The 23,448-nt window shown below is 68.5% G+C and carries 21 protein-coding genes; 13 read left to right on the top strand and 8 right to left on the bottom strand.

Translation table 11 applies throughout. From position 1 onward, the window contains the following. Position 1: 1 nt before the first annotated feature. Positions 2 to 1,912: an alpha-L-fucosidase gene (locus QE379_RS08715; RefSeq protein ID WP_306999714.1), complete on the top strand. Its 1,911-nt coding sequence runs from the start codon at positions 2 to 4 to the stop codon at positions 1,910 to 1,912. Between the two features lie 12 nt (positions 1,913 to 1,924). On the opposite strand, the gene QE379_RS08710 is transcribed toward QE379_RS08715, so the two are convergent. Next, complete coding sequence (locus QE379_RS08710; RefSeq protein ID WP_306999713.1) at positions 1,925 to 2,803, bottom strand: hypothetical protein; 879 nt, start codon at positions 2,801 to 2,803, stop codon at positions 1,925 to 1,927. Further along, positions 2,800 to 4,116 (bottom strand): sorbosone dehydrogenase family protein, encoded by a 1,317-nt coding sequence (locus tag QE379_RS08705; protein WP_306999712.1) that lies wholly within the window; start codon positions 4,114 to 4,116, stop codon positions 2,800 to 2,802. Before QE379_RS08705 ends, QE379_RS08710 begins: the two co-directional genes overlap by 4 nt. Before the next feature lie 78 nt (positions 4,117 to 4,194). On the opposite strand from QE379_RS08705, the gene QE379_RS08700 reads away from it, so the two are divergent. The 7 genes from QE379_RS08700 (at position 4,195) to QE379_RS08670 (ending at position 11,619) form a co-directional block, all read left to right on the top strand. Then, positions 4,195 to 4,497: a hypothetical protein gene (locus QE379_RS08700; protein ID WP_306999711.1), complete on the top strand. Its 303-nt coding sequence runs from the start codon at positions 4,195 to 4,197 to the stop codon at positions 4,495 to 4,497. A gap of 119 nt (positions 4,498 to 4,616) precedes the next feature. Next, complete coding sequence (locus QE379_RS08695; protein WP_306999710.1) at positions 4,617 to 6,656, top strand: HAD-IIB family hydrolase; 2,040 nt, start codon at positions 4,617 to 4,619, stop codon at positions 6,654 to 6,656. Continuing rightward, positions 6,653 to 7,798, top strand: coding sequence for a hypothetical protein (locus QE379_RS08690; protein ID WP_306999709.1), 1,146 nt, complete (start codon positions 6,653 to 6,655; stop codon positions 7,796 to 7,798). The genes QE379_RS08695 and QE379_RS08690 overlap by 4 nt, the downstream gene beginning before the upstream one ends. Continuing rightward, complete coding sequence (locus QE379_RS08685; protein WP_306999708.1) at positions 7,795 to 8,724, top strand: galactosyltransferase-related protein; 930 nt, start codon at positions 7,795 to 7,797, stop codon at positions 8,722 to 8,724. Before QE379_RS08690 ends, QE379_RS08685 begins: the two co-directional genes overlap by 4 nt. Then, positions 8,721 to 9,797, top strand: coding sequence for a glycosyltransferase (locus QE379_RS08680; RefSeq protein ID WP_306999707.1), 1,077 nt, complete (start codon positions 8,721 to 8,723; stop codon positions 9,795 to 9,797). The genes QE379_RS08685 and QE379_RS08680 overlap by 4 nt, the downstream gene beginning before the upstream one ends. Continuing rightward, positions 9,794 to 10,705, top strand: coding sequence for a polysaccharide pyruvyl transferase family protein (locus tag QE379_RS08675; protein WP_306999706.1), 912 nt, complete (start codon positions 9,794 to 9,796; stop codon positions 10,703 to 10,705). Before QE379_RS08680 ends, QE379_RS08675 begins: the two co-directional genes overlap by 4 nt. After that, the gene (locus tag QE379_RS08670; RefSeq protein WP_306999705.1) at positions 10,702 to 11,619 is read left to right on the top strand and encodes a glycosyltransferase family 2 protein; all 918 of its coding nucleotides are present in this window, start codon (positions 10,702 to 10,704) and stop codon (positions 11,617 to 11,619) included. Before QE379_RS08675 ends, QE379_RS08670 begins: the two co-directional genes overlap by 4 nt. Here QE379_RS08670 and QE379_RS08665 read toward each other — a convergent pair. From QE379_RS08665 to QE379_RS08645, 5 genes are all read right to left on the bottom strand, one after another. Then, the gene (locus QE379_RS08665; RefSeq protein WP_306999704.1) at positions 11,576 to 13,843 is read right to left on the bottom strand and encodes a TonB-dependent receptor; all 2,268 of its coding nucleotides are present in this window, start codon (positions 13,841 to 13,843) and stop codon (positions 11,576 to 11,578) included. The two genes, QE379_RS08670 and QE379_RS08665, sit on opposite strands and share 44 nt — an antisense overlap. Positions 13,844 to 13,907: 64 nt before the next feature. Beyond that, positions 13,908 to 14,837: a FecR domain-containing protein gene (locus tag QE379_RS08660; protein ID WP_306999703.1), complete on the bottom strand. Its 930-nt coding sequence runs from the start codon at positions 14,835 to 14,837 to the stop codon at positions 13,908 to 13,910. Beyond that, positions 14,834 to 15,385, bottom strand: coding sequence for an RNA polymerase sigma factor (locus tag QE379_RS08655; RefSeq protein WP_306999702.1), 552 nt, complete (start codon positions 15,383 to 15,385; stop codon positions 14,834 to 14,836). Before QE379_RS08655 ends, QE379_RS08660 begins: the two co-directional genes overlap by 4 nt. A gap of 15 nt (positions 15,386 to 15,400) precedes the next feature. Next, positions 15,401 to 16,201 carry a ChbG/HpnK family deacetylase gene (locus QE379_RS08650; RefSeq protein ID WP_306999701.1) on the bottom strand — a complete coding sequence of 267 codons (801 nt, stop codon included), beginning with the start codon at positions 16,199 to 16,201 and terminating at the stop codon, positions 15,401 to 15,403. Further along, positions 16,176 to 17,075 carry a glycosyltransferase family 2 protein gene (locus QE379_RS08645; RefSeq protein ID WP_306999699.1) on the bottom strand — a complete coding sequence of 300 codons (900 nt, stop codon included), beginning with the start codon at positions 17,073 to 17,075 and terminating at the stop codon, positions 16,176 to 16,178. The genes QE379_RS08650 and QE379_RS08645 overlap by 26 nt, the downstream gene beginning before the upstream one ends. Positions 17,076 to 17,320: 245 nt before the next feature. Here QE379_RS08645 and QE379_RS08640 point away from each other — a divergent pair, with 245 nt between their 5' ends. From QE379_RS08640 to QE379_RS08625, 4 genes are all read left to right on the top strand, one after another. Next, a complete protein-coding gene (locus QE379_RS08640) occupies positions 17,321 to 18,832 on the top strand; it encodes a glycosyltransferase family 39 protein (protein ID WP_306999698.1) in 1,512 nt (503 codons plus the stop codon). A 76-nt stretch (positions 18,833 to 18,908) separates the two neighbouring features. Beyond that, positions 18,909 to 19,772 (top strand): glutathione-dependent disulfide-bond oxidoreductase, encoded by an 864-nt coding sequence (gene yghU / locus QE379_RS08635; RefSeq protein ID WP_306999697.1) that lies wholly within the window; start codon positions 18,909 to 18,911, stop codon positions 19,770 to 19,772. A gap of 203 nt (positions 19,773 to 19,975) precedes the next feature. Then, the gene (locus QE379_RS08630) at positions 19,976 to 21,874 is read left to right on the top strand and encodes a hypothetical protein (protein ID WP_306999696.1); all 1,899 of its coding nucleotides are present in this window, start codon (positions 19,976 to 19,978) and stop codon (positions 21,872 to 21,874) included. 115 nt (positions 21,875 to 21,989) lie between these two features. Next, positions 21,990 to 22,361, top strand: a complete 372-nt coding sequence (locus tag QE379_RS08625; protein ID WP_306999695.1) for a hypothetical protein — start codon at positions 21,990 to 21,992, stop codon at positions 22,359 to 22,361. Positions 22,362 to 22,448: 87 nt separating this feature from the next. Here QE379_RS08625 and QE379_RS08620 read toward each other — a convergent pair whose 3' ends face one another. Continuing rightward, on the bottom strand, positions 22,449 to 22,895 hold the full coding sequence (locus QE379_RS08620; RefSeq protein WP_306999694.1) for a MarR family winged helix-turn-helix transcriptional regulator: 447 nt from the start codon (positions 22,893 to 22,895) through the stop codon (positions 22,449 to 22,451). A 111-nt stretch (positions 22,896 to 23,006) separates the two neighbouring features. Between QE379_RS08620 and QE379_RS08615 the strand changes: the two genes are divergently transcribed. Further along, positions 23,007 to 23,432 (top strand): organic hydroperoxide resistance protein, encoded by a 426-nt coding sequence (locus tag QE379_RS08615; protein ID WP_306999693.1) that lies wholly within the window; start codon positions 23,007 to 23,009, stop codon positions 23,430 to 23,432. The last annotated feature ends 16 nt before the right edge of the window (positions 23,433 to 23,448 follow it).

Raw genomic sequence — 23,448 nt, 5'->3', positions numbered from 1 at the left:
GATGACCGATTTCTCCCGCCGCGCCGTCCTCGCCACCGGGCTCGTCGCCTCCGCCACGCCCGCCTTCGCCAAAGCCGGGCCGGGTGCCCCCGCCCCTTATGGCGCGGTCCCCTCGGCGCGGCAGTGGCGCTGGCATCAGCGCGAGCAATATGCCTTCATCCACTTCGCCATGAACACCTTCACCGACAAGGAATGGGGCTATGGCGACGAAGACCCGAGGACCTTCAACCCCAGCGATTTCAGCGCCGACCAGATCGTCGCGGCGGCCAAGGCGGGGAATTTGAAGGGCATCATCCTGACGGCGAAGCATCATGACGGCTTCTGCCTCTGGCCGACCCGGCTGACCGAGCACTGCATCCGCAACGCGCCCTACAAGAACGGCCAGGGCGATATCGTTCGCGAAATGTCGGACGCCTGCAAGCGCGCCGGGCTCGCGTTCGGCATCTATCTGTCACCCTGGGATCGCAACCACCCGGAATATGGTCGGCCCGCTTATGTGGAGTATTTCCGCAAGCAGGTGGTCGAACTCTGCACCGGCTATGGCGAGTTGTTCGAATTCTGGTTCGACGGGGCCAATGGCGGCGACGGCTATTATGGCGGGGCGCGCGAGACGCGGCAGATCGATGCGCCCAAATATTATAACTGGCCCTCGATCATCGCGCTGGTCCACCAGCACCAGCCCATGGCCTGCACCTTCGATCCGCTCGGCGCGGACATTCGCTGGGTCGGCAATGAGGATGGCGTGGCGGGCGATCCCTGCTGGCCGACCATGCCGAACCATCCGTACGTCCAGTCCGAAGGCAATTCGGGCGTGCGCGGGGGGGCGCTCTGGTGGCCTGCCGAGACCAACACCTCGATCCGGCCCGGCTGGTTCTATCACGCCGACGAGGATTCCAAGGTCCGATCCCCTGAAAATCTGGTCGACTATTTCGACACCTCGGTCGCGCGCGGCACCAATATGAACCTGAACCTGCCGCCCGACCGGCGCGGGCGCATCCCCGATCAGGATGTGAAGATCCTGAAAAGCTTCGGCGACGCGATCCGCGCCAGCTTCGCAAGCGACCTCGCCCAAGGCGCGGTGGCGAGCGCCAGCCATGTGCGCGGCAAGGGGTTCGAGGCGGCCAAAGTGCTGGACGGCAACCGCGATACCTATTGGTCCGCACCCGATGGCGTGACCACGCCCAGCCTGACGCTCGATCTGCCACCGGGGCGCAGCTTCGACCTGATCCGCATCCGCGAATATCTGCCGCTGGGCGTCCGCGTGACGCGCTTCGCGGTCGATGCCGAGGTGAACGGCGCATGGCAGCAACTGGCCGAGCATGAGTGCATCAGCGCACAGCGGATCATCCGCCTGCCCGCGCCGATCACCGCACGCCGCCTACGCCTGCGCATCGTCGACGCAGCCGTCTGCCCCGCGATCAGCGAGATCTCGCTCTTCAAAAGCGTCGCGCCGGTCCCCGTCCCCGCCATCGTGTCGAGCGACCCGACGGTCATGGATAGCAAGGGCTGGGCCATCGTCACGGCCAGCGCGCCGGGGGCGGAAAAGCTGCTCGACAATGACGCCAAGACCATCTGGGTCCAACCTGCCCCCACGCCCGGCAAGCCCGCCAGCGTGACCATCGACATGGGCAAGACGCAGGATGTCGCGGGCTTCAGCCTGACCCCCTCGCGCCAGGTGATGATCGACGCCGCCCCGCCGCGCGGCTATGTCGCGGAGACGAGCGTCGACGGGAAAAGCTGGACCCCGGCGGGGTCGGGCGAATTCTCCAACATCGCCTATGCCCTCTCGACCCAGCGCCTGCCCTTCACCAGCGTCCGCCCGGTCCGCTATCTGCGGCTGACCTTCGCGGAAATGTCCAAGCCCGCCGAAAAGCTGGCGATCGCCGGGATCGGCGGTTTCACCAAGCGCTGATTCCCACGCCGCTCACCACCCCATCCGCAAGGACAGGGTGGCGAGTGGTATGATCCGGTCGCTGGTCGCATTGGGCGCTTCCGATGCGGCCAGCGCCCCGTCGCGGATCAGCGCCAATATCTCCGCCCGCAAGGTCGCCTTCGCGCCGCCCAGCGTCAGCGGTTGCGACAGAGCAAACCCCGCGCTGCCATAGGCGCGGTCGCCCAGACCTTCGCCGTAGAAACCATCCCAACCCATGCCGAACGCCAACGGCAGGGAGAGTTGCGCCGCATCCTCGCCCTCGCCCAATTTTTGCGACGGCGACAGACTCGCCAGCGTGAAGAACCCGCCATCGCCCTGCGTCCGCCGGGTGACCACGATATTGGGGCCGAGATCGCCCAGCGCGTCCTTGCCGGTCCAGGCCATGGTCACGCTCGCCTCCTGTGTCGTGGGATCGACGCCGTTGGGGCTGGTCTTCACCGCATAGGCGAGCGCCGCCGTCAGCCCCTCGACCGGACGCCACGCCAGCGCCGCGATCGTGTTGCTTTCGTAAAAAGCGCGCGGGCGGCTGCGCTCGCCGGGCGACGGCGCGTGGAAGCCATTGGAACTCTGCCCCGTCAGGAACCAGCGCCCCCGTCCCGCCCCATCGCGATCCAGCACCACCGCCAGCCCGATACCGATATGAACCGACACGCGGTCCAGCCCCGGTCCGTCCTGGTCATAGGTCGCGCGGGCATAATCGCCGTTGCGCACGTCCAGGGTCAGGATCGGATGCATCCCGCCCCCTCCCCAGCCCCCGCCCACCGATACCGAGGACAATGTGGCGTCCTCGGTATCGACCAGCGGCACGCTCTGCCCCCATAGCGGAGCGGCGGGAAGCAGCGCGAGCAGCCCCGCGAGCCGGAGCATCATCCGGCGCGTCGGACCAGCCAGACCGTATCCCCGGCATCATCGACGACATAGAGCGCACCGTCGGAGCGCGTCTGGACGCTGACCGGACGACCGAACACCTCCCGCTTTTTGGCGTCGGCGACGAAGCCGGTCAGGAAGGGCTGCGGCGCGGCGGTCGGGCGGCCCTGCGCGAAGGGGACGACCAGCACGTCATAGCCGTTCAGCGTCGATCGATTCCACGACCCATGCCGCGCGACATAGGCATATTGCGCGTCCGCCGGCGTGTTCTTGGCGAAGGCGAGGCCGAGCGCGGCGGCATGGGCACCGACCGCCACATCCGGCATCAGGGTCGTCGCCAACAAATCGCGCCGGTTGTTGGCATGACGCGGATCCTGCTTGCCGTAATAGCTATAGGGCCAGCCATAAAAGCCGCCCTCCTTAACGCCGACCAGATAGTCTGGCGAGATATCATCGCCGAAATGGTCGCGCTCGTTGACCGCCGTCCACAGCGTTCCCGACCCCGGTGCCCAGTCCATCCCCACCGGATTGCGCAGGCCCGAGGCGTAAAGCCGCTCCCGCCCGCTCGACAGGTCGATGGCGAGGATGGCGGCGCGGCGCTTTTCCTCGTCCATACCGTTCTCGGCGACGTTGGAGGCGGAGCCGACCGAGACATACAGCGTGCGTCCGTCTGGCGAGAGCAGCAGGTTGCGCGTCCAGTGATTGTTATACCCGCCCGCCGGAAGCGAGACCACGGTGCGCGGCGCGCCGGTCAGTTGCGTCTGCCCCGGCTGATAGGGAAACCTCAGTACCGCATCGGTGTTGGCGACATAGAGCCGCCCGTTCGCATATTGCATCCCGAAGGGCTGGTTCAGCCCCTCGCGCAGGACATGGCACTGCTCCGCCACGCCGTCGCCGTCCGCATCGCGAAGCAGGGTCAGCCGGTTGGCGGAATAGCCATAGCCGCGCGCCATATGCCGCGCCCGCGCCTGTTCGGGTTCGAGGTCGGGCTTCAGGGCGGTGCGCGCCTCCGCCACGATCACGTCGCCATTGGGCAGGATCAGCGCCTGGCGCGGATGGTCGAGCCCGCCCGCGAATTTGGTGACGCGCCAGCCGCGCGGCGCGACGGGGGTCCGCCCCTCCGGCCAGCCGATCGTCCTGGGGTAGACCATCGCGGACTCGGTCGCGAACGGCGCGTCCCGCTCGGTCTGGCCCAGCACGGGCCGATCCGCGCCGGGAGCCTTGTCGGGCATCCGACCATCCTGCGCTTGGGCCGCAGCCGCCATGGCCGTCATGACCGCCGCGCCCATCGCGCGACGCGCCGTGCGTCGATTCATCCTGACGTCTCCACCATTCGTCGATGGAAGCGAGAAAGCGCGAAATGCCGCTCCGCTCCGCAACATAAAATAATGTTCATGTCCCGCGCCAGTGGGCCCGATCATGCGTTGCGAGTTTGCCTCGCGCTCCCAAAGCATGCGCTTCTGTCGGAGTGTTCCCGACGCGCATTCTCGAAGCCTTCGGGGAACGGTGTCGCGCGACGCCTGTTGGTGCCCGGCGTGGGGGTCAACGTGGTCAACTCCTCACTGACCTATACCGGGCTGATCGCCAAGCTGAAGGACGGCATCCCGACGGGCCGCAGTGCCGAACCGGCGGATATCACTGAGGCCATCATCTTTCTGTCCAATGACCCCCAACCCGATCGGTCCAACCAAACTTGATAAAGATCAAGATCGGAACAACGAAAACCATCGTGGCCGCCGCCCCCGACAAATCCCTGAAACGGCTGGGAGCTAATCAATATTACTAACGTTCTTGCTCCATAACGAAAGGGGCGAGATTGTTCATCCTGCATCTGGCACTTGGCGGCTGCCTGAAATCGCCGCCTGTCCATTATGGCATCACCGCCGACACGGGCGGCCATATCGCCTATATTCTCGATGCAGCGATGGCGCAGGCGGATCATATTGATACGGATCACGTCTCGATCGTCACCCGGCTGTTCGAGGATGTGGCGCTGGACCGCGAACATGGTCTGGCCAGCGAGCGGATTTCGCCCAAGCTGACCATCGATCGGATCGCGACGGGCGATCACCGCTATCTCGAAAAGGAAGCGCTGGCCAACGACCTGGCGGCCTTTACCGAGGCGTTCTGCGCGCATCTGGAAGGCTTGCCGCGCCTGCCCGACGTGATCCACGCGCATTTCTCCGACGCCGCCGCCGTCGCGGCCGAGGCACGGCGCCGCTTCGCCATCCCCTTCATCTACACCCCCCATGCGCTGGGCATCGACAAGCGCAAGCATCAGGGCAACAGCCCCGCATTGGACGGACGGATCGCCGCCGAGCGCAGCGCCATCGCCGGGGCCGATGCGATCATCGTCTCCACCCGCGACGAGGCGGAGCGGCAGGTCCATGCCTATGCCGCGCCGGTCACGGGCCGCATCCACTGCATCCCGCCCGGCGTCCCCAGCCGCGACGCCAGTCCGATCAGCCGCCCCTCGCTGTCCGAACGGCTAGACACCATGCTGGCCGACCCCGCCAAGCCGATCGTGCTGGCGATTGCCAGGCCCGTCGCCAAGAAGAACCTCGGCGCGCTCGCCCGCGCCTATGCCGCCTCGCCAGCGCTTCGGGACGCGGCCAATCTGGTCATTCTGGCCGGACAGCATGAGGGCCCCGGATCGCCCGAGGAACGCGCGGTGCTGGCCGAACTTCAGGCGCTGGCGCAAAGCCCCGCGCTGCACGGCTGCTTCGCGCTGCCGCCCGAACATGACGGGCACGACGTCGCGGCGCTCTATGACCGGGCGGCAAAGGGCGGCATCTTCGTCAACGCGGCGCTGCACGAACCCTTCGGCCTGACGCTGATCGAGGCGGCGGCGGCGGGGGTGCCGGTGGTCGCGACTCGCCATGGCGGCCCCAGCGAGATCGTCGGGGCGCTGGACCATGGCCTGCTGGTCGAGCCGAGCGACGAAAGCGCCATTGCCGAGGCGTGCCTGACCATATTGTCCGATCCCCAATGCCATGCGCGGATGAGCGAGGCGGGGCGTTCGGGGGCGGCCCGCTATGACTGGCGGCGCTATGCCGCGGACTCGATCAACCTCTATGCTCGGCTGCCCCGCGCGCCGGGACTGCTGGCGAGCGATATCGATCATACGCTGACCGGCTGCCCGGCGGGGGCCTATGGGTTTGCCGAATGGCGGCGGGCGAGCGGCCTTCCCTTCGTCGTGGCGACGGGGCGCTCCTTCGCGATGGCGCGCGCGATCCTGTCGCAATGGGGCCTGCCCGAACCCGATGCCTTCATCACCGATGTCGGCACGCGCATCATGTTGAAGAGCCAGCGCGGCTGGCAGGAATGTCCAGCCTTCTCCGCCCGGTTGAATCACGGATGGGACCGCAAGGCGGTGGTCGCCGCCCTCAAGCCGCTGCGCCTGCGTCCCCAGCCGCGCGACACCGCCGGGCCGCACAAGCTGAGCTTCTTCGGCACGGCGGAGGATGCGATGCGGGTCCGCGCGACGCTGGCCGAACGGGGGATCGCCGCCAAGACCGTCTTCTCGCATGGTCGGCTGATCGACGTGCTCGCGCCGATGGGCGGCAAGGCGGCGGCGGTGGCGGCCTATGCCCGGCGGCTCAACCTGCCGCTGGGTGCATGCATCGCGGCAGGGGACAGCGGCAACGATGTCGACATGCTGGAGGCGTGCGGCCATGCCATCGTCGTCGGCAATGCCAGCGACGAACTCGCGGGACTGCCCCCGCGTGAGGGTTTGATGCGTGTCGCGGGCCATCATGCGCGCGGCGTGCTGGAGGGGCTGGAACGTCTGGGTCTGGCCGATCCCAGGCCCGCCGCGATCCCGGTGCGCAGCGCCATCCGGGCCAGCGCGGCATGACCCGGCCCTTCGGCTATTTCGTCCACCATCAGGGGCGCGGCCATGCCGAACGCTGCGCCGCGATCCTGAACGCGCTGCCGCCCGAGCGGCCGGTGACGGTGTTCTGTGCACGCGACGATATCTTCTCCCCGCTGCCGCCGCAGGTGGAGATGGTCGTCATCCCCTCCCTGTTCGAGCCGACCGGGCTGGAGGCACGCGGGCTGGACGCGGTGCCGACGCCCGACACGCTCCACTGCGCCCCGCTGGGCTGGCCGGGCATCCGGCATGCCATGGCGGTGATCGCGGGCTGGTTCGACCGCGCCGACCCCGCGCTGATGATCTGCGACGTGTCGGCGGAGATCGCACAGCTCGCGCGCATCTGCTCGGTCCCGCATGTGAAGATCCTGCAACATGGCGATCGGAGCGATCCGGGCCACCGCGCCGCCTATGACGGGGCCGCCGGGCTGCTCGCCGCGTTCGACGAGGCGCTGGCCCAGCCCGAATGGGACGCGGCGATGCGCGCCAAGACCTGTTTCGCGGGCGGCCTGGGCGTCGACACCCGCGTCCCCGAGCGCGAACTCGCCCGCCAGCGGATCGGCGTCGGACCGGAGGAAGAGGTGATCCTGGTCCTGTCGGGCGGCGGCGGCGAAGGCTTCGCTCAGGCCCCGCTCGGCGTCGGGGCGCGCAGCCGTCCGGGCTCGCGCTGGATCACCATCGGCCCGGTCGTGCGCGACTGGCACGCCACCGAGCCCGCCAATATCGAGCATCGCGGCTGGGTCGACAATCCGGCGGATCATGTCGCCGCCGCCGACCTGGTCATCGCCTCGACCGGCAACACCACCTGCCAGCAGATCCTGGCCGCCGCCCGGCCCTGGCTCGCCATTCCGGAATGGCGCTATTTCGACGAGCAGCACCGCAAGGCCGAGGCGCTGGCGGCGGCGGGCGTCGCCTGTGTCCGGCCGCACCTTCCCTCTTCGGCGCAAAGCTGGACCGCCGCGCTGGCCGAAACCCGCAGCCAGCACCGCCCCGCCGCCCAGCGCGTGATGATCGCCGACACCCCCGCGCAGGACGCCGCCGACTGGCTGGAGGCGCTGGCCGCGCGGCTCTGGCCGGTCGAACTCGATCATTCCCCCACCCCCAATTCCGCCGGAGCCCATTCATGATCTCGCCATCCAGCATCTCGGTGGTCACTCTTGCCGGGGGCCGCCCCGATCATCTCCGCAACGTGGTGCTGGGCCTGAGCCGTCAGACGCTGCTCCCGGTCGAACTGATCGTCGCGGTGATCCAGGACGAGGGTTATGACCTGCCCGACGCGCCCTTCCCGATCCGCCAGATGATGGTGTCGGGCCCGCGCCTGCCGCTGGCCCAGGCGCGCAACGCGGCGGCAAAGGCGGCGATCGGCGACAAGCTGGTCTTCCTCGACATGGACTGCATCCCCGCGCCCGACCTGATCGCCCAATATGACCGCTATCTGGACGAGATGGACGGGTTGCTGATGGGCGAGGTCCTGTACCTGCCCGGCGGCGCGACCCAGGGCGAATGGCGCTATGAAGACTTCGCGGCGCGCGCCGTCCGCCATTCCGACCGGCGCGGCCCCCCGCCGGAGGGGATCGAGCGGTGCGAGGATTATCGCTGCTTCTGGTCGCTCAATTTCGCGATGCGGCGGGCGACCTTCCTGGCGACGGGCGGCTTCGATGAACGCTATTCGGGCTATGGCGGCGAGGATACCGATTTCGGCAAGCTGGTCGACAAGGCGGGCGTGCCGATCGCCTGGATCAAGGGCGGCCTCGCCTATCACCAATACCACCCGCACCACATGCCCCCCGTCCATCATATCGACAGCGTGGTGCGCAATGCCGAACTGTTCGAGGAGAAATGGGGATACCGCACCATGGGCCATTGGCTGCACGCCTTTCGCCTGATGGGCCTGATCGACGACACGCCCGGTCGCCCGATTCGCATCCTGCGCCGCCCCGATGCCGATGACCTGAGCCTGACCGGCCAGCAGAGCCATCAGCCCTATGCCAACACCGCCAGCGTCATCCGCTTGCTGGAGGAGCGCGCCGCGAGCGCCCAGGTCGCGGCATGAGGATCGCGCTGCTCGCGCATGTCCGCCAGCCGATCCGCCAGCCCTTTCTCGGCGGGATGGAGGCGCATGGCTGGTATCTGGCGGAGGGGCTGGCGGCGCGCGGGCATGAGGTGGTGCTGTTCGCCAGCGGCGACAGCGACCCGCGCTTCACCATCGATCCCGTACTGCCCGAACATTATGAGGCGGTGTTCCCCTGGGCCGAGCATCGCGGCAAGCCCGAACTGATCGCGCATGTCGATGCGGGCTATGCCGAGGCCTGCGACCGGATCGCGCGCGGCGGGTTCGACGTGGTGCACAATAACAGCCTGCACCGCTTTCCGCTGGAGCCGCGCCGCACCGCCGTGACGCCGACCGTCACCTCGCTGCACGTGCCGCCCTATGACGCGCTGCATCACTTCGTCCGGGTCAGCCCCGCGCCCAGCCACCGCCTGACCGTAACCTCCGCCAGCCAGCTTCGTGCCTGGTGGCCGGAGGGTGCGCCGCCCGAGGCGTCGGTGCTGCACAATGCCATCGACCCCGCCGCCTGGCCTTTCGTGCCGATCGGCAATGGCGAGGCGGTGTGGTGCGGGCGGATCACCCCGAACAAGGGGACTCATAAGGCGATCGACGCGGCGCGGATCGCAGGCGTCCCGCTGACCCTGTTCGGCGCGGTCGAGGACCCGGATTACTGGGCGGCGGAGGTCGAGCCCCGGCTGGGCGGTGGGATCCGCTATGGCGGGCATCTGGACGGCACGGCCCTGGCGGCGGAACTGGGGCGGGCATCGGTCTTCCTGTTCACGCCGTGCTGGGACGAGCCGTTCGGGCTGGTCGCGATCGAGGCGATGGCCTGTGGGCTGCCCGTCGCGGCGTTCGATGCGGGTGCGGCGCGCGAGGTCGTGGGCGAGGCCGGGTGCATCGCCCCGGCGGGCGACAGCACGGCGCTGGGCGGGGCGATCCTTGCCGCCATCGCCATCCCCCGCAGCGTCGCCCGTCGCCGGGTGGAGACGCATTTCGCCCGCGACCTGTGGCTGGACCGGTGCGAAGCGCTCTATGCCAGCGTCTGCGCCGCCGGGCCGAGCGCCATCGCCGCATGACCGGCGACGTCATCGAACACCAGCGGACGTTGCTGCACGAGCTATATCGTCGCCATGTCCGACCGGGCGAAGCTTACGCGCTGGTCGACTTTCCCGATCATCCCAATGTCGGGGACAGCGCGATCTGGCTGGGGGAGATGGCCTGTCTGCATCACATCGGCGCGGGCGGTCCGGCCTATATCTGCCGCTGGGACGATTTCGACGAGGCGGCGCTGCGGGACGCCTGCCCCCACGGTCCGATCCTGATCCATGGCGGCGGCAATCTGGGCGATATCTGGCCGCATCACCAGCATTTCCGTGAGACGATACTGGCTCGTTTCCGCGACCGCCGGGTGGTTCAGCTTCCCCAGTCGATCCATTTCCGCGACGAAACCCAGCGCGACCGTTTCGCGAAGGTGGGGACCGAGCATCCCGACTTTCACCTCCATGTCCGCGACACCGCCAGCCTCGCACTGGCGGAACGGCATTTCGACTGCCCGACGACGCTTGCGCCAGACTCCGCCTTCGGCCTCGGCGCGGTTGCCCGCCCCGCCGATCCGGATTGCGCCTGCCTGATGCTGCTGCGCTCCGACGCCGAACGGGCGGAGCGCGATGATGCGCCGCTCTCGGGCATCAGGGGAAGCGTCATGCTCGACTGGCTGGAGGAGCCGCCGGTCGCCACCGACGATCCGCTCGCCCGGTCGCGTATCCGCGTCGAGCGCGGGCTTCGCCTGTTGGCGCGGGGGGAGACGGTGGTGACCGACCGGCTGCACGGCCATATCCTGGCGCTGCTGCTCGGCATTCCGCATGTCGTCCTGGACAATGATTATGGCAAGGTCGGTGCCTATATCGCCACCTGGACGCAGGCCAGTCCGCTGGTCCGCCGGGCCCGCTCTCCGTTGGAGGTGGCGGCGATGGTGGCCGGATGATCGACGTCAGCCTGCTCATCTGCACCCGCGATCGGCGCGACAGCCTGGCCGCGACGCTGGCCTCGATCGTGCGGGCGGCGGAGCAGGTGCGCGGGACGCGGCTGGAGTTGATCGTCGTCGACAACGGATCGTCCGATGGTACGCCCGCCATGGTGCGCTACTGGGCGACCGAGCGCGGCTTCACCATCCGCCTGCTGTCCGAACCGCGCCCCGGCCTGTCGCGGGCCCGCAACATGGCGCTGGCGGCGGCGCGGGGGCGGATCATCGCGATGACCGATGACGATTGCGTGCTGCATCCCGATTACTTCGCCCGGCTGATCCGGGCCTTTGCCGCATTCTCCGCTCCCGTCGTGATCGGCGGGCGCATCCTGCTGGGCGATCCGGCGGACCTGCCCGTCACCGTCAAGCTGGAGGATCATCCGATGACGGCGGACCCGAACAGGTTTCCCGGCGGCTTCGTGATGGGGGCGAACCTGGCCTTCACCGCCGATGTGCGGAGCCTGGTCGGGCGGTTCGACGAACGCTTCGGGGCGGGTGCGCCCTTCCGTGCCGCCGAGGATACCGACTTCCTGTTCCGCGCACAGGCGGCGGGCATCCCCATCCGCTACGATCCCGGTTTCGTGGTCGACCATTATCATGGCCGCAGGCGTGAGGACGAAGCGGTCGCTTTGCTGGCGGGCTATGGCTTCGGCGACGGCGCGCTTTATGCCAAGCATCTGTGGACCGACCGCCGCATCGGACGGCTGATCCGCGAGGATGTTCGCAACCTGCGGATGCGCTTCGTCGGGCCGGTGCCCGCCATCCGCCACTTCCACGCCTTTCGCCTGCGCCATGTGCTGGCGGGCTTCGCCGCCTACGCCCGCGCCGCGATCACAGATCGACGCCCATCCGCACCCCGAACGTCCTCGGCCTGACCGGGGTGGAGACGTTGCGCCGACCCAGCAGGAACGGATTGCCATAGGCGAAGCGATTGCCCCGCTCGTCCAGGATGTTGTCGAGCGTGGCAGCCAGCGAATAGCGGCCTTTGCGCGCGGTCAGCGACAGGTTGCCGATGCCATAGCCGCCCTGCTGCACGTCGAACATGTCGCCGACGCCGAGCACCGACGGCCCGACGAAGCTGGCCTCCCCCCGCGCCGACAGGATCAGTTCGGGCGACACCCGGAAATCGCGCGCCACACCCAGCCGGGCCGAGACGCTGGGCGTTTCGGGCAGCCGCCGGTTCTTCGCCCGGCTGAGCGCGGCGGTGGCGCCGGTCACCTCGTTGTCCGTCACGAAGACCGCCCCGGTCAGGTGCCAGTCGCGCTGCGGCACCCATTCGGCCCAGCCTTCCAGCGCATCGACCCGTGCGTCGCCGATATTGCTGGTCACCGGCTGCCCCGATCGGTTGAGCAGATCGGCCTGGATCGCGGTCCAGCGGGCGTGCGACAGGCTGAGCGAGGCGGACAGCCCGGTCGGCCCGCGTCGCAGACGGCGGACGCCGAACTCGACCATATGGATAGAGTCGGATTCGAAATTGGCGACCCGCCCCACGCCCGCCGCGACCGCCAGACCGCCGGTGCGGAACCCCGACTGATAGCGACCGAACAGGCTCCAGGCCGGGGCCATCACCCAGGAAAAGCCGAAGGTCGGATCGACCCGCGTGGTCGAGCGCCCCCGGACGTAATTGGCGCTGCGCGGCCGGATCGAGGGTTCGCCATCGACCCGCGCCGCCGTCACCCGCCCGCCCAGCGTCAGCGACAGCCGAGCGCTCAGCGGATGCGTCGCCTCGCCGAAGATCGCGCCGCTGCGCGTCAGGTTGGTCACGCCGATCACCGGTCGCACCCCCTGTCTGGCGGTCAGCGTACGCCCCATCACCGACTGGTCGGACACCAGATTGATGCCGACGACCCAGGAGCCGCCGCCTGCCAGCCGCCGCGACAGGCGGCTTTCATGCGTGAACAGGGTCTTCGATCCATCGAGTTGATAGGCCAGGCCCGCACCCAGCATGCTGGCGTCGAACCGCTCGAACGAGGCTCCCCGGACCAGCCCGGTCGCCGACACGAATTGCAGGCCGTCGCCCCAATATTTCGTCAACAGCAGACGACCGAACGCCATGTCGCTCCAGGAGGGTTGCGCGATCGCCGCGCGGCTGACCAGCACGTCCTCGCTCATCACATATTGTGCATCGCGCGCGACGATCGACTGGCCTCCGCCGCCCAGTTCGGCCTGCCAGCCATCGCCCACGTCCCAGTGCAGCGTGCCACGCAACCCGCTGGTCAGCACGCGGTTGATGTCGGTCGCGCCCGTCCGGCCATTGTCGATATAGCCGCCATCGACCGCATGATAGCCGACCAGCCGCACCCCCAGCGTTCCGGGCAGCAGCACCTTGTTCGCCACCGCCGCCACGTCGCCGCTCGGCGACCCATGGGTGGCCAGCCCGCCGCCCCATTCCAGCCGCCCGGCATCCCGGTCGAGCGCCACCGGATTGGAGGTCAGCCGGATGATCCCCCCGATCGCCCCCGATCCGTGCAGCGCCCCCTGCGGCCCCTCGGCGATCTCCACCTCGCCGATATCATAGAGGCGCAAGCCGGGATCGGGACCGGCAAAGGCGATCTGCACCTCGTCCAGATACAGGCTGGCGGTCGACTCGGTCGCGCCGTTGAAGCTGCTGTCGGCGATGCCGCGAATGAACAGCTTGTTGCGCCCCGGTCCCAGCGCGGTGGTCTGAAGGATCGGGGTCTGTGCCGCCACGTCGCTGAGGTCGACCGAACCGACCGGCACCGTGACGCCGCGCCCGATGACCGAGACGCTGCCCGGATAGCGGGCCAGTTCGGTGCCCTGCTTGCTGGCGGTGACGATGATGTCCTGCGCATTGCCACTCGGCGGGGGCAGCGCGGGTCGGGGGGCCGGGCGTGGCGGGCGGGGTGCCCCGACGATGCGGAAACCCTCCCCATCGATCGCCACCGCGCGGTATCCGGTGCCACGCAGCAACAGCCTCAGCGCGCGGGCTGGCGGAATGTCGGTGGTCAGTGCGGGGGTGCGGACCCGGCGCAATCGGTCATCGGTGGTGATGACGGTGATCCCGCCCTGCCGCGCCAGTTCGCGCAGAGCCATGTCCAGCGTCGTGGGAGCGATACGGATGGGCCGCGCGACCAACACCGGCCGTTCCCGCGCCTGAACCGCGACCGGCGTGACGAGGCAGAGCGCAGCCCATAGGCCGCGCTCAGCGATCCTCGTTCGACGCCCGCAATATCCAGTCCCCACCGCTCTGGCGCCACTCCGCTCCGATCAGCTTCGCGAAACGAGGAACGTCCCGACCGGCATCGCCCGTCATGCGGACGACACCCGTGACGTTGCGATCGGCCAGAGCCCCCTCCACCGCGATCCGCATGCCATAAGCCGATTGCAATCGTACAGCAATCGCCCCGACCGGCTCGCCATCGAAATCGAGCAACCCGCCGCGCCACCCCCCGATGGTCGACGGATCGACGGTCACTCGGCGAAGGCTGTGCCGTGCCTCGTCCAGATGGATGCCCTGCCCCGCCGTCAGCGCGATCTCCTGCCCCAGCGGGGCCAGCGCCACCGATCCTTCCGCGACCGCCACGTCCAGTCGCCGCCCCGTGCGCCGTACGTCGAACACCGTTCCCATATCGCGAATGACGACGCCGCCCGAATGAAGCTCGAACGGCGCGGACGGGTCGTGGCGGACATGGAACAGCGCCTGCCCCGCCTCCAGCGTCGCGACGCGCGTGTCGTTGCGGTCGTAGCGAAGCCGCGATCCCCCCGCGAGGTCGATCCGCGTGCCGTCATTGAGCGCGATCCGGCGGGTCTCGCCCGCACGGGTCTGCTCGACCCGCATGTCGGGACCGTTATTCAACAGCACCGGCCCGCTGACCAGCGCCACCGCCGCCGCGACGCCGCCGAGCAACCACCAGCGCCCCCATCCGCCATTGTCGTTGGCGGCTTCGACCACCGGCTCGGCTTCCGCCTGCACGGGCGGCGCGACCAGCAAAGCATCGGCCATGGCGACCGCGTCATAGGCGCGCGCATTGGCCGGGCTGTCTTCCAGCCACGTCGCAAAGGCGTCCCATTCGGCGGCGCTCATGTCGCGCTGCCGGATGTGCCAGTCGATCGCCTGCTCTTCACGCGTCACCCGTCCGCGCTCCTTTCATGATCAGGACGATGCGGTAGCCCCCTATCCGCACCCTCCCCTTCGTGATTTTCCTGCAAAAACCGATAGGCGCGCCGCAACAGCTTCTCGACCGCGCTGACGCTGATCCCCATGCGCTCGGCGATCACCCTTTGCGGTTGCTCCTCGAAGCGGAACAGGGTGAAGGCCTGGCGCATCCGGTCGGGCATATGCGCGATCCGGGCATGGGCCTGTTCCAGCGCGCGGCGGCCCGCGACGATGCGTTCGGGATCGGCATATTCATCCGACCTGGGCTGCACCTCTTCCCATGCCCCGTCACGCGCGCTGCGCCGGGCGGCGGCGATCCGGCGGTCGGTCGCCAGATTGGTCGCCATGCGGCAGAAAAAGGGTACCGGCTGCTCGACATGCGCGCCGTCCATCCCGGCGATGCGCAGCCACAGATCCTGAAGCGCGTCCTCGGCATCCTCCGCCGAACCGAGCCGGGCCTCCAACAGGCGACGCAGCAGCGGCCGCGCCTCCAAGAACTGGCCCTCCAGACCCGTATCGCTCAAACCGCCGCCCTCTGGTCAGGCGGCGAAGGCCAGCCCGCGTGACGCCGCCATGTCGGAAACCGAAATATTGCGCAAGACGTCCGCCTCGTCCCGCCGCGCCGCCGCGATGGCGTCGCCCGCGCGCGTTCCCGCGCCCGGATGGCACATCACCAGATGATAGGCCCCCGCCCGGTCCAGAAAACGCGGCAGAGCCTGCGCGAAGCAACCGTCAAACCCGTAATGGCCCGCAAAGCCGCGATTGCAGCGTAGGCCCACCGCCTCCGCCGCCGCCGCGAATCCGCGCGAGTGAAAGGCACTACCGATCGCCTTGCCACGCCATGGCCGCCCGAGCAGCCCGGCGACCCGGTCCTCACAGGTGCGAAGCCATGCATCCGGTGCGCGACGGCGGGTGATCTCCAGCACGATCGGGCGGATGACGGGCAGCGCGTGCGAATGCTGGTGCCCGTCGACAAAGGCGGGCGGGCGGCCCATCGCCGCCTCGAACCGGTCGAACTGCGCCTCCAACTCGCGTGCGATCTCGGCAGGGTCCAGCCGTCCCCGCACCGCCAGCCGGGTCAGCGGATCGATTCCCGGCATCACCCCATCTTGCGTAAAGCCATTGGGATGGATCGGCGCTTCCTCGGTCAGTGTCAGGTGGAGCCCGATCTGCACGGTCGCAGGCACGTCGCGCAACATCGCGCTGTCCTCCGCCCAATTGGGGCGAAGCGTCATGCAACTCGTGGCGTTCAGCTTTCCAGCATGGAGAAGCTCGGCGATGACCAGACTGTCTTCGGTGGAAAAGGCGAAATCGTCAGCGCACAGAATAAGCCGGTTCACCCACCACTCCTGCCAGATCCTGATAGGCCTTTTCGCGCATCCGCTCGGTGGTCAGACGCCGGGCCGTCAGCCGCCGCGCAAGGAATGTGTAGAAGAACCAGTCCCCCGCGAACGGCGCGGTCACGCTGTAGAGCAAGCGCTCGGCCAGCGTCCAGCGGATCGACTCCCGGTCGCGCTCGCGATCCGACGGCACGCACCAGAAACCGTCGGCATAGCGCATCGTGCCATGGCGAAGGACGCGGTGGATCACCTCATGATCCTCCAGCACATAGTTCCAACGGCGCGGATCGAACCCGCCCGCCGCCTTCAGCGCCTTGGTGCAGAAAGCCTGTCCCGCGCCGCCCGCATGGCATTGCCGCGGCAGCAGCCGCGCGGCCAGACGGATGGTCGCGGACTCGCGCCGCCGCTCCGCCTCGCCGTCGCCGGGTGCGATGAAATAGGCCCCCGCCACGACGCAGCCCGGCTGCTCCAGCAGCGCCTGCGCCTCGGCCAGATAGGTCTCCGGATAAAGGGTATCGGCATCGCAGGTGGCGACGAAGCGCGTATGGACATGGTCGAGGCCCAGCCGCAACGCGTTGATCTTGCCAGGCACTCCCTGATGCAACAGGACATGGTCCAGCCCCAGCCGCTCGCAGCTTTCCGCCGCGACCCGCGCGCTGGCGTCGAGCGACCCGTTATCGACCAGCACCAGCCGGAAACGCACCTTCTGCCGCGCCAGGCTTTCCAGCGTCGCCGCCAGTTCGGCCTCTTCGTTGAAGAAGGGCACGACCACCGTCCAACATGGCGCGACATAGGCCGCCGCCTGTTCCGTCTTGCCGGCATCGGCCCAGGCCCTGGCATTGCGCCAAGCCGCGCCTTCCGCATCGAGCAGCATTACCCCACCCCGCCCATGAAATCCGAAAACATCCTCGTTGCCAAAGCCCCCGCCCGACAGCGTTTCCGCCCAAGCCGAGGTGTTTCATAAGGCTGACGTCACCGCCGCCCGCGGACCGGACATAAGTTAGGAAATATTTTTCGCAGGGCGGATGCGACGCCGATTTCCTTTGCGATCGGACCTGCGGCGATGACATGGGCGATGCGAAGCCGGGGGCCCCGGCGGCCCACCCAGAACGGATCGACATGACGGACCTGACGTCGCCCCGATTTAACGCCAGCCGCTTTGCCACGCCCCGCGTTCTCAACAGGCCGATCGGCGTGGCGATCGTACTGCTGGTCTTCGCCGTGCTGGTCCGGGCGCGCGATTATGGAAATCCCGTCGCGCATGTCGATGAGCAATATTATCTGCTGGTCGGCGACCGGCTGTTGCACGGTGCGCGGCTCTATATCGATCTGTGGGATCGCAAGCCGCCCGGCCTGTTCCTGCTCTTCGCCGGGTTCCGCCTGCTGCCCGGCGACGGCTTTCTGGCCTATCAACTGGTCGCCACGCTATGCGCGGCTACGACGGGCTGGCTGATCTGGCTGGCGGCGCGGCGGATGGCGCTGGCCCCGCCCGCCGGGCTGGCGGCGGGGGCGGCCTATATCCTCTGGCTGCCGCTGCTCAGCGGCGGGAGCGGCCAGTCGCCGGTCTTCTATAATCTGGCGATGACGGCGGCGGCAATGCTGACGCTGGAACTGCCCCGCCTGGCCGAGCGGCGCGCGAGCGGCATGATCCTACTCAGCGGCGTGGGGGCGTGCCTGCTGGCGGGCGTGGCGATCCAGATCAAATACACCCCGCTGGTCGAGGGCGCGATCTTCGGCCTCGCGCATCTCTGGTATCTGTGGCGGGCGCGGGCGAAGCCGGCGACGGTCGTGGCGGCGGCGTTGCTCTGGATGGTGCTGGGGCTGTTGCCGACCGCGCTGATCGTCCTGCAATATTGGCTGAAGGGCACAGCGGCGTTCGATGGCTTCTGGTTCGCCAACTTCACCTCGATCACGCTGCGTCGCGGCTATCCGGCGGCGAAGATCGCGGGGCGGCTGGCGGGGATCGGCGGACAGTTGCTGCCGCTGATCGCGTGCGCGGTCGTCGCCTGGCGCAAGGGACCGCAGTGCCCCGCCATGACGCTGACCCGCATCTGGCTGGCCTTCGCTCTCATCGCCTTCGCGATGATCGGGGCCTTTTTCGACCATTACGCCCTGCCGCTGCTCGCCCCGCTGGCGCTCGCCGCCGCACCCGCCTTCGCCATGGGGCGCAAGGCCCTTGTGCCCGTCTTCGTCATCGGCGCCGGGCTGTTCGTCTTCCACGCCGCCACCAACGACCCCGGCGAGGGCGATGGCATCCGCCGCATGGCCAGCGTCATGGCGGCGGTCGATGGCGGCGAATGTCCCTATGTCTTCGCCGGAGATTCCAGCCTCTATCATCTGTCGGGCGGATGCGTGCCGACCCCTTATGCCTTTCCCTCCTCGCTCGCCTATGAAGCCGAGCGGGGCGCGATCGGGGTGGACGAAAGGGCGGAGGTCGCGCGCATCCTCGCCCGCCGTCCGCCCGCCATCGTGACGCTGGACGACCCCTTTTCCCCCTGGAACGCGGCGACGCAAAGGCTGATGACGCAAGCACTGGCGAGCGACTATCGCCCGGTCATGGCGGTCCCGCGCGAGGGGCGACACGAACTGCTTTACGTCCGTCGCGACCGGCTCGTTTCCCTTCCGAAATAAAAGCACGGTCGCGGTTGTTTTCGTATCCGCCCCGCCCCATTTGCCGCGGCGAACCCTCTTATGGAGCCGCAAGCGCATGAGTGACGACGCCTATACCCCGCCCGCCATCTGGACCTGGGACAAGGAAAGCGGCGGCCGCTTCGCCTCGATCAACCGGCCGGTCGCGGGCGCGACACACGACAAGCCGCTGCCGGTCGGTCGCCATCCGCTCCAGCTTTATTCGATGGGCACGCCCAACGGCGTGAAGGTCACGATCCTGCTGGAGGAACTGCTCGCCGCCGGACATGCCGACGCGGAGTATGACGCCTGGCTGATCCGTATCGGCGAGGGCGACCAGTTCGGCAGCGGCTTCGTCGAGATCAATCCCAATTCGAAGATCCCCGCGCTGGTCGACCGTCGCGGCGGCGAACCCCTGCCCATCTTCGAATCCGGTGCGATCCTGATGCACCTGGCGGAGAGCTTCGGCGCCTTCCTGCCGACCGAGCCCGCCGCGCGGGCGCGGGTCCTGTCGTGGCTGTTCTGGCAGATGGGCAGCGCGCCGTTCCTGGGCGGCGGCTTCGGGCATTTCTACGCCTATGCGCCGGTGAAGATCGAATATGCGATCAACCGCTATGCCATGGAGGCCAAGCGCCAGCTCGACGTGCTGAACCGCCAGCTTGAGCATAACGCCTATGTCGCGGGCGACGCATACAGCATCGCCGACATGGCGATCTGGCCCTGGTATGGGCAGGTCGTGCTGGGCGATCTCTATGACGCCGCCGAATTCCTTCAGGTGCAGGAATACACCCATGTCCTGCGCTGGGCCCAGGAACTGGCGGCGCGCCCGGCGGTGAAGCGCGGGCGGATGGTCAACCGCACTTTCGGCGATCCCGCCCAGCAATTGCCCGAGCGGCACGAAGCCAGCGACTTCGACCTGCGCACGGCAGACAAGCTCGCCTGACCGTAAATCCTCCCCAAGCTCGCTTGGGGAGGGGGACCGCCGCGAAGCGGTGGTGGGGGGGCAATGTCCGGCTCCCCGCCCCTCCACCATCCTTCGGATGGTCCCCCTCCCCATCATAGATGGGGAGGATTTGCAGATGACACGCCTATGTCATTTGCTGCCAGAGGGTTGATCCTTTCGGCAGTCTGGGCCTTAACCCTGTCATGTTTCGCTTCCCCCGTCCCCTGATGGCGCTCGCGCTGGCCGCCGCCGCCCTGGTCGAAAGCCCGCTCTGCGCCGCCGATCCCGCGCCCTTCGACCTGCCCGGCCCGGGCCTGCGCATCATGGTGACGCGCGGGGACAAGAGCCTGCCCATCGCGGAGGTGCCCAACCTCGCCACCGGCGACAGGCTGACGATCGATGCGGACCTGCCCAGCGACCAGCGGGCCCGCTACATCCTCTTCTCCGCCTTCCTCAGCGGCGCGACCAATCCGCCGCCCAAGAACTGGGTCCAGTCCGCCGAGACATGGAAGTCCAAGGACAAGGATCGCCGCCTGACCCTGACCGTGCCCAAGGGGGCGCGGCAGATGGCGCTGTTCCTGGTGCCGGAGACCGGCGGCGCATCGGGCACCATCGTCGATGCGGTGCGCGACCGGCCCGGCGAGTTCGTCCGCGCGGTGCAGGATCTGAACCAGGCCTCGCTCGACCGGTCGCGGCTCAACGCCTTCGTCGCGGCGATCCGCGCGCAGGAGAACAGCCACCCGGAATTCCTGCGCACCCTGGCCCCCGCCCTCTCGAACAGCCTGGCGATCAAGCTGAACCCCGACTGCCTGGCGCGCGTCATCGAGTTGCAGGCGGCATGCCTTTTGGAGAACCGCGACTCGCTGGTGCTGGCGGACATTCACAGCAGTTCGATGACCGACACGCTGATCGGGGCGCCGACCGACCTGGCCCTGCAACTCAGCTATACGCGTGAGGCGGGGCTGGGCTATTACAGCCCCTATATCGGCGTGATCCGCGACATCGCACGCGTGTTCGGCGCGTTCGGCAATCCGCAGTTCAGCTATCTGCCGACGCTCGCCACGCGCGAGGGGGACCGGCTGTCTCTGTTGCTCAACGCCGCGCCGTCCTTCGCCAAGCCCAAATCGGTGCTGGTCGCCGCCATGCCCGCCATCGATGCGTCCAGCCCGCCGCGCCTGCGCGTGACCGGGGACGCGCCGCTGTGCGGGGCGCGTCCCGCCCTCGTCCTGCCAGTCGAGGGCGCGCCGCTGATCTACTCCACCGCCTTCGCGCGCAACATGAGGGTGTCACTGACCGGGGCGAACGGCAAGACCATCGATGTACCCGTGCGCGCGCGTGCCGACCGGGGCGGCTATGTCCTCACCGAGCCGCTGCCTGCGGGGGCGCTGTCGGGCAAGGTAACCGCCAAGCTGCACGGTGAATGGGGTTTCGACGGGTTCGAGGGGCCCGGCTTCACGCTGCAATTCTCCGATGGCGGCGAATGGCGCGCGGGCGATGCGGGACAGAGCCTGGTCGTCGGTCGCGACAATGCGGTGACGCTGAGCGGCCCCGCCGCCGCTTGCGTCACCGGCGTCACCATGCGCGGGCCGGGCGGCACGGCGCAACCGGTGCCCTTCACGCTGCGGGGGACGGACGGCGTCACCGTGACCCTGCCGCTCAAGAATGCGCGCGCGGGCGAGATCAGGCTGGAGGTGCAGCAGATCGGCGATAGCACACCGCGCAGCGTCAGCTTGCGCGCCTATTCGCCCGCCAGCCGGATCGACACGGTGACGCTGGCCAAGGGCGACCGCTTCGTGACGCTGACCGGCCAGCGGCTGGACGAGATTTCAGGCGTCGAGGTCGGCGATGTCCGGCTGTCCCCGGATGGCCTGACCCGCGAGGAGGACAGCGACCGGCTGGTCGCCACCGCCGCCGATGGCCGGGTGCCGGACGGGACCAGCGCGAAGATCCGGCTGACCGACGGACGGACCCCTGTCGGTACCGATCACGCCCGCCCCGCCGCGCCCCGCCGCGACGCTGATCGCGCGCAGCCTGACGTCCAAGGACACCGCCGGTGCCGTCGCGCTCGCCACCCGCGACGAGAATGTCCTACCCGACAATAGCCGCCTGACCTTCTCGGTCCGCGCCGCCGAAGGCACCCGCCTGGCACCGACCGACGCGATCGAGGTCGCGACGGGTGACGGTGCCGCCACCGTCCTGCTGGAGGGCGGGCGCGACGTGCGGCTGTCCTCGCCCGACATCGCGGTCGCAACGCTCGATCCGGCGCGGCTGGGTCCGGCGGCGGCGGGGCCGCTCCGCTACCGGATCGTACGCGGGGCGATCAAGGGCGACTGGACGCCGCTCGCCACGCTGGTCCGGTTGCCGCGTATCGATGGCGGCGGCTGCGAGCAGAATGGCTGCTGGCTGGAGGGGCGCGATCTGTTCCTGATCGACCGGGTTGCCGCCAGCGCCGACATGGCGGGCGCGGTCGGCGTGTCGCCGGGGTACACGGCGGCGCGGCTCGCAGTGCCTTCGGCGCGGGATGGGGTGCTGTATGTGGCGCTCCGGGATGCGCCGAATGTGGTGTTTACGATGGGGTTGAAGTCGTAGGCGGATTCCCTTTGCCTTCGACTTCGCTCAGGCCGGACGGAGGCTGATGTCATCCAAGACCGCGTTCAGCCCGAGCGCAGTCGAGGGCTACGCCCCCTGCCCCTCGCGCCGCTCCAGCGCCAGACGCAGCGCGCGGACCTCGCCGCGAAGCGCGGTGAGGTCATCGACCGCCATGCCCGACCGGGCGATGATCTCCTCGCCCAAACACCCGCACTGGTCGCGCAATGCACAGCCCGCCGGGGTCAGCCGGACGCGCACCTGCCGCTCGTCCCGCGGATCGCGCTCGCGCATCACCTGACCGCTCGCCTCCAGCCGCTTGATCAGCGGCGTGACGGTGCTCGACTCCAGTCCCAGCCGCTGCGCGATCGCGCCGATCGTCCGGCCATCCTCTTCCCACAGGACGTGGAGCGCCAGATATTGCGGATAGGTCAGGCCAAGTTGGTCGAGCATCGGCTTGTACGTGCGCTGGACCGCCATATTGGCCGCATACAAGGCGAAGCATAGTTGATCGTCCAGCGGCCAAGGCGCCGACATCCGCTCTCTCCCGAAATTCCGAAAAATGCATATCGCGATAAAAGAAGGGCTGGACAAGTCCGATCGCGGAGCTCATTTATATATCGCGATAATGATTATCGGAGACCGAATGTGACGATCGACGTGAAGTACCAGACCCAGGCCAGCGCGACCGGCGGTCGCGACGGGCATGCCCGGACTCAGGACGGCACGCTCGACGTCAAGCTGTCGACGCCCAAGGAACTGGGCGGCGCGGGCGGCGACGGCACCAATCCGGAACAGCTGTTCGCGGCGGGCTATTCGGCTTGCTTCATCGGCGCGCTGAAGGTGGCCGGGCAGCAATTGAAGGTGAAGGTGCCGGACGACGTTTCGGTTTCCGCCAAGGTCGGCATCGGTCCGCGTGCGGCGGGCGGTTTTGGTATCACGGCCGACCTGACCGTTGACCTGCCCGGCGTCGATCGCGCCGAGGCGGAGAAGCTGGTCGAGGCGGCGCACCAGATCTGCCCCTATTCCAACGCTACGCGCGGCAATGTGGATGTCGGCCTGACGCTGGCCTGACATCCGTTACCTACTC

Origin of the sequence: Sphingomonas sp. SORGH_AS_0879, assembly GCF_030819175.1 — a bacterium.
In the GTDB taxonomy this organism is placed as follows: Bacteria; Pseudomonadota; Alphaproteobacteria; order Sphingomonadales; family Sphingomonadaceae; genus Sphingomonas.
This window is presented reverse-complemented; position numbering and strand designations above follow the sequence as displayed.

Bases quoted from the DNA above. Each gene is read 5' to 3' on its own strand.
- QE379_RS08715 (WP_306999714.1), top strand. From the start codon at position 2: ATGACCGATTTCTCCCGCCGCGCCGTCCTCGCCACCGGGCTCGTCGCC.
- QE379_RS08710 (WP_306999713.1), bottom strand. From the start codon at position 2,803: ATGATGCTCCGGCTCGCGGGGCTGCTCGCGCTGCTTCCCGCCGCTCCG.
- QE379_RS08705 (WP_306999712.1), bottom strand. From the start codon at position 4,116: ATGAATCGACGCACGGCGCGTCGCGCGATGGGCGCGGCGGTCATGACG.
- QE379_RS08700 (WP_306999711.1), top strand. From the start codon at position 4,195: ATGTCCCGCGCCAGTGGGCCCGATCATGCGTTGCGAGTTTGCCTCGCG.
- QE379_RS08690 (WP_306999709.1), top strand. From the start codon at position 6,653: ATGACCCGGCCCTTCGGCTATTTCGTCCACCATCAGGGGCGCGGCCAT.
- QE379_RS08685 (WP_306999708.1), top strand. From the start codon at position 7,795: ATGATCTCGCCATCCAGCATCTCGGTGGTCACTCTTGCCGGGGGCCGC.
- QE379_RS08680 (WP_306999707.1), top strand. From the start codon at position 8,721: ATGAGGATCGCGCTGCTCGCGCATGTCCGCCAGCCGATCCGCCAGCCC.
- QE379_RS08675 (WP_306999706.1), top strand. From the start codon at position 9,794: ATGACCGGCGACGTCATCGAACACCAGCGGACGTTGCTGCACGAGCTA.
- QE379_RS08670 (WP_306999705.1), top strand. From the start codon at position 10,702: ATGATCGACGTCAGCCTGCTCATCTGCACCCGCGATCGGCGCGACAGC.
- QE379_RS08645 (WP_306999699.1), bottom strand. From the start codon at position 17,075: ATGCTGCTCGATGCGGAAGGCGCGGCTTGGCGCAATGCCAGGGCCTGG.
- QE379_RS08640 (WP_306999698.1), top strand. From the start codon at position 17,321: ATGACGGACCTGACGTCGCCCCGATTTAACGCCAGCCGCTTTGCCACG.
- yghU (WP_306999697.1), top strand. From the start codon at position 18,909: ATGAGTGACGACGCCTATACCCCGCCCGCCATCTGGACCTGGGACAAG.
- QE379_RS08630 (WP_306999696.1), top strand. From the start codon at position 19,976: ATGTTTCGCTTCCCCCGTCCCCTGATGGCGCTCGCGCTGGCCGCCGCC.
- QE379_RS08620 (WP_306999694.1), bottom strand. From the start codon at position 22,895: ATGTCGGCGCCTTGGCCGCTGGACGATCAACTATGCTTCGCCTTGTAT.